Source organism: Paenibacillus phytorum (genome assembly GCF_013141715.1).
GTDB lineage: Bacteria > Bacillota > Bacilli > Paenibacillales > NBRC-103111 > Paenibacillus_E > Paenibacillus_E phytorum.
The window spans coordinates 1-5,129 of record NZ_WHOA01000083.1 but is presented as its reverse complement, the minus strand read 5'-3'; the positions used below and the strand labels follow the sequence as shown (position 1 = coordinate 5,129).

General features: G+C 45.6%; 4 protein-coding genes. All 4 read left to right on the top strand.

Annotated elements, in window-relative coordinates; translation table 11 throughout:
* Positions 1–1,413, top strand: a 1,413-nt coding sequence (locus GC098_RS10750) for an S-layer homology domain-containing protein (protein ID WP_171643166.1), incomplete at its 5' end; no start/stop codon positions are given.
* Positions 1,414–1,737: 324 nt separating this feature from the next.
* Entirely contained in the window at positions 1,738–2,061 is a 324-nt protein-coding gene (locus GC098_RS10745; protein ID WP_171643165.1) for an L-rhamnose mutarotase, read from the top strand.
* Positions 2,062–2,505: 444 nt separating this feature from the next.
* Entirely contained in the window at positions 2,506–3,921 is a 1,416-nt protein-coding gene (locus GC098_RS10740; RefSeq protein WP_171643164.1) for an alpha-L-fucosidase, read from the top strand.
* Between the two features lie 701 nt (positions 3,922–4,622).
* On the top strand, positions 4,623–5,084 hold the full coding sequence (locus tag GC098_RS10735; protein ID WP_171643163.1) for a hypothetical protein: 462 nt from the start codon (positions 4,623–4,625) through the stop codon (positions 5,082–5,084).
* The last annotated feature ends 45 nt before the right edge of the window (positions 5,085–5,129 follow it).

Genomic DNA, 5,129 nt, shown 5'->3' with positions numbered 1-5,129 from the left:
ACTGGTGGCGAGAACAGTAACACGATCACAGCGATCGCGGGGGAAAACGGAACGATCAGTCCGAACGGTGCCGTTGTAGTCAATGAGGGTGCTGATCAAACCTTTACATTCCATCCGAACAACGGATACAAAATCGATACGGTGAGGTTAGACGGTACCGCCGTGACGGTGACCGGAAGCGTGTATACGGTTGCCAACATAACCACCGACCATATGATCAATGTTACTTTTAAGCGAAAGGTCACTGATGGCGAGAACAATAACCCTTCTACTGGTGGTGGCAGTGATACAGCCAATGGAAATACTGATGCTCATACACTTGTAGTGAAAACAGATGACCTTACCACACCAGCTTCCAACGGAGTTGTGACGATCATAGCCAAAGATAAAGAAAAAATTGTACTTCCTGCTAATGCAGCCGAACTGCTCAGACATAATCAATTAGTAATTCAAACGGGTCCGTTCACGTTGGAAGTACCCGCTGAATTGCTTAAACAGTTGACAGATAAATTGTTCGCAGAAGATAAACAAAACAGTACGATAGAGTTGAACATGACTCCCTTATCCGAATCCGAAGCTAAAAACCTTCTAGCGATAGGGCAATCTTCCACAAATGCACAAATTAAACTTTCCGGCAAAGTGATCAATTTTAGCTTATCGATTGTCGGGAAAGATGGTAAAGTGACAAGCTTGAGCAGCTTCGATAAACCGATGACGATTCGATTCAAAGTGGATCCTTCCTTAAATCCAAAACTGACTGGCATTTACTATTTGGCAGACAATGGTACGCTGGAATATGTGCGAGGCACGTTTATTAACGGAGAAATGGTCGCCAAGATTCACCATTTTAGCAAATATGCGGTGCTTGAATTCAAGAATTCATTTACCGATGTTAAGTCCACTCACTGGGCGGCAGATGCGATCGAACAGTTAGCAGCGAAGCACATTATTGACGGCACTAGTGCTGCAATTTTCGAGCCAGAGCGTACCATAACAAGGGCCGAATTTACAGCAATGCTTGTCAAAGCGTTGAACCTGACATCAGTGGGCGAATCGAAATTTACGGATGTATCGAAGGGTGCCTGGTACGAGGAAGCGGTTTCCATAGCGATCAAAGCAGGCATTATTAATGGAACAAGCACAACGACTTTCGATCCCGATGCGAGAATCAAACGTGAAGAAATGGTCACCATGATGATGCGGGCGTATGTTATCTTGAAAGACGTTAAGTTAAACGAAAATACGGCTTCTTCCTTTACTGACGAATCCGCTGTGGCAGCCTGGGCGCTTGATTCAGTAAGAGCGGCGGCGGCACTTCATTTGATTAATGGACGCGATGCAAACAAATTCGTTCCTAACGGTATCACATCCCGTGCAGAAGTAGCAGTTTTGCTCAATAGAGTTTTACAGTAACCAACTGGCAGCAATTCCAACTATGTAAGTTGAAATAGAAAGTTGTAACGGCTTGCCCGCGCACGATGAGGTCAAACTACTGGAAATGATACAGATATTTTCGTACAGAAGCATGCGTAGTGAAAAATAGTTGGAAATTGTACAGTTAATTGGAAAGGAATTCCCAAAATCCTTTAAAGTGGACTGAATTAAATTAACATCCTTTTTCCGATTCCCAGCCTCCAGTCGTGTGAATTGTTGTAGCGCAGTCCATCGCTTGCGAACTCTTTTGTTCAACTTTTATAAGATAGTCCACATTAAAATTTGCGTCAAAGAGGGATGACAATGAAAAGATACGGATGGAGCATTAAGGTGAAAATGGAAAGGTTAGCCGAATACAAAGCTTTACATGCGGCGGTATGGCCTGAAGTATTAAATCGGTTAAAAGAATGTAACATCCAAAATTACTCTATATACTACCGAGATGGGTATCTCTTTAGTTACTTGGAGTACATGGGACAAGACTTCGAGAAAGATATGGCTAATATGGCCGCTGACCCGAACACGCAAGCGTGGTGGAAACTAACAGATCCGTGTCAGGAACCAGTTGATTCCGCTTCGGAAGGAGAATGGTGGGCGACCATGGAGGAAGTATTTCATATGGAATAGGGCGTTTCTTCAAACTTAACTAACTCAACTTTAGCGCCTAAAAAACCGGCATAAGTTCAAACGTAGCTTGGGTGTGAGACGGATTGGATAAGAAGTTTGTGAAAATAGAAAAACACCGCTTCGTTTGGTAAGTGAGAAGCAGCTCCACGTGTGGAAGGCAAGAACCGCAATATACTCAGATTGATTCGAACGGAACTAGCACCCGGCATCCCGGTGGCAGTCGTTTTTCTCTCCACGCATTTGATCTTAACCGCATATGAGTGAGAAAACACTTCCGACAGCTCAAATTTTCATGGGAGCATTACCGATCATGATAGTCTATTTGCTGCAAAGAAATCGCGAGAGAAACATAGAGTGATTGAGTTAAAAGAATTTGAGGAAAGTCTGCGACAATCGCAATAATTTCATTTCGATGTGACGCGGAGAAGCGAAGGAGGCAACCCGATGAATGATATGGAAATCAAGGAATTTCAGCAAGCCGAAGCGCAGGAAGTGAAAGAAGGCGTCCACGGTTACAGCAGCGAGACGAATTGGGTGAAGCCGGAAAATCCAATTACGCTGGAAAGATTGGAATGGTTCAAGGATCAGAAATTAGCCCTAATGATGCATTGGGGACCTTATTCGCAGATCGAGGTCGAGTCCTGGATTCTCAGTGACGAAGACGGTGATTGGGCGCGTAAAGATGTCGACTGGACGAGCGACTACGAAGAGATGAAGCGTGAATATTTCGGCCTGAACCGCACGTTCAATCCGTTCCGCTTCCAGCCGGAGCTATGGGCGGAAATCGCCGCCGAAGGCGGGTTCAAATATTTGATTTTTACGACAAAGCATCACGACGGATTTTGCATGTGGGACACACATACGACGAATTACCGGATTACCGGCTCCGAAACGCCGTTTCATGCACACCGCTATGCCGACGTTTGCAAGCATGTGTTTGACGCTTTCCGCAGCAAGGGGCTTGCGATTGCCACTTATTTCTCGAAGGCGGATTGGCAATCGCCGTATTACTGGGCGCAAGGAATGGAGCGGGGCCGCGATACGTGGAGAGGGCCTTCATACTCCCCAGAGGAATACCCGTGGCTGTGGGAGCAATTCGTCGATTTCACCCATGAGCAAATCATGGAGCTGATGACCCGTTACGGCCGGATCGATATTTTGTGGCTGGATGCGGGCTGGGTAAAAGATGGTGACCTGGTTAAGCAGGACATTCGGTTGGGCGAGGTCGTCGAACGCGCCCGTCAAACGCAGCCGTGGCTGCTGTCCGCGGACCGTACAGTCGGAGGGCCTTACGAAAATTATGTGACACCAGAGCAAACGATTCCGCAGCGTCCGCTAAACGTGCCGTGGGAAAGCTGCATTACGATCGGCACACAGTGGGCCTTCAAATACGATGACCAGTATAAATCGGGGAGGGAGCTCGTTCGCATTCTGATGGAAGTCGTATCAAAAGGCGGCAATTTGGCGCTGAACGTAGGTCCTCAGCCCGATGGGCGATTACCAGCCGGGGCGATCAAGAGCATCAAGGAATTGGGCGCATGGATGAAGGTTTACGGTGAAGCGGTATACGGCACACGCGTGTGCCGTCCGTATTTTGCCGGTTCCTGCGCGTTCACCTCGAAAGGAAATACCGTGTACTGTACGTACTTGTATGAAAGCGCAGATGAAGCCGTCTCAAAGGTCGTTCATATTCCTTATCAGGAGCCCGTTTCCGGCATCGAGCTTGTCGGAAGCGATGCCTTGCTGCAGGTTGAGCGTACTCCGGAAGGAATCTCGATCACGCTTCCGAATTGCGAATTGAACGGGCAGGCTCCGATCGCCCATGTTTTCCGTATGCAGAAGGGCGAGGAGGCAAAGTGAGCGATAGAACTCCTTTGCTTTAAGCTGAAAAACGGGTGGCCCATTTTCTCTCGTTTTTTTACCGTCGAAGAGAAAATCGGCCAGTTGCCTCAGCGTTGGGGTTGAACGGAGGAATGCTTCGGAAACTGCAAGTCTTCGTAGTTAAACGAAAGTGCCATAACTCACATTACGCGCCCCTCTTAAGCGAGCGTAGAAATTTTTAAAGGATTTGACCCCCCTTGTCGAAGTGTAGTGAGCATACCATCCTGCCGACAGGGGATTTCCAATTGTTCAACAACATGAGTCATTATACGATGGGGTCTGCGCCGATCTGGCAAGGCTCATAGATCGACGAATAATAATAAAAAATTATAATGTGTCGGAAGACAAAAACATTATCCGAATGAGGTCCGCGAAAACCGCTGACTTTTTTAGAGTTATCGGACAGCTGCATACCCGTTTATTTCTATCGAGAGTCATAAATCTTTACCGATAATAGACCGCGAAAATCGCGGTTTTTTTATTTATCGGTACAACATCTTGCGGAAGTGCCATGACAAGAATCTGTACCGATTGTCACGGTGAGAAAAAAAGTTGGATATTGTAAGGAATTTCAGCGTTGCAGCCTTCGCTCCGAGGGACGGGCAGTTTAGTCCATTGATAAAGGATAAATGTTTTCTTTAGAATGGGGAATATTACCTTCGAATGGAGGTTGATTATTCTTGAAAACGATAGATCGCATGTTATTCCTTGTGACTGTATTTAGTCTACTTTTTGCTCAAACAGTTGGTGCATCAGATGGAGCAGAAGTGTTCGATATTAAAAAAGGTGAGATAATCCTTACAATTAATAACTCAAATTCGTTGCAGAACCAGGTTAAAGATTGGTTGTCATCGGTCAATGGTACCGCAGGATCCTTAAATATCGAACCAAGCGATGGCATAGCCATTAAGATCCCGCTTGTGCCCCCTTACAAGGTTAATAACGATTGGATTACTGGAACAGTTACAGAAGTAGTGATGTTTATTAGTACGTCTAAAACTTATTATCCAACTCTACTCGTATTTACAAAAGAAAAAGGTCTTGTTGCTGTCCATATTAAAAACAAAAGTTTACAGAGATTTCTAAAGAAAAATAAATTATTCAATGCAGAATTGAATTTAACCGAACCTTCAATACACTAGCGGAGAACGATAGCTCAATAAACATGAAGAAACGGCAGCCGACAT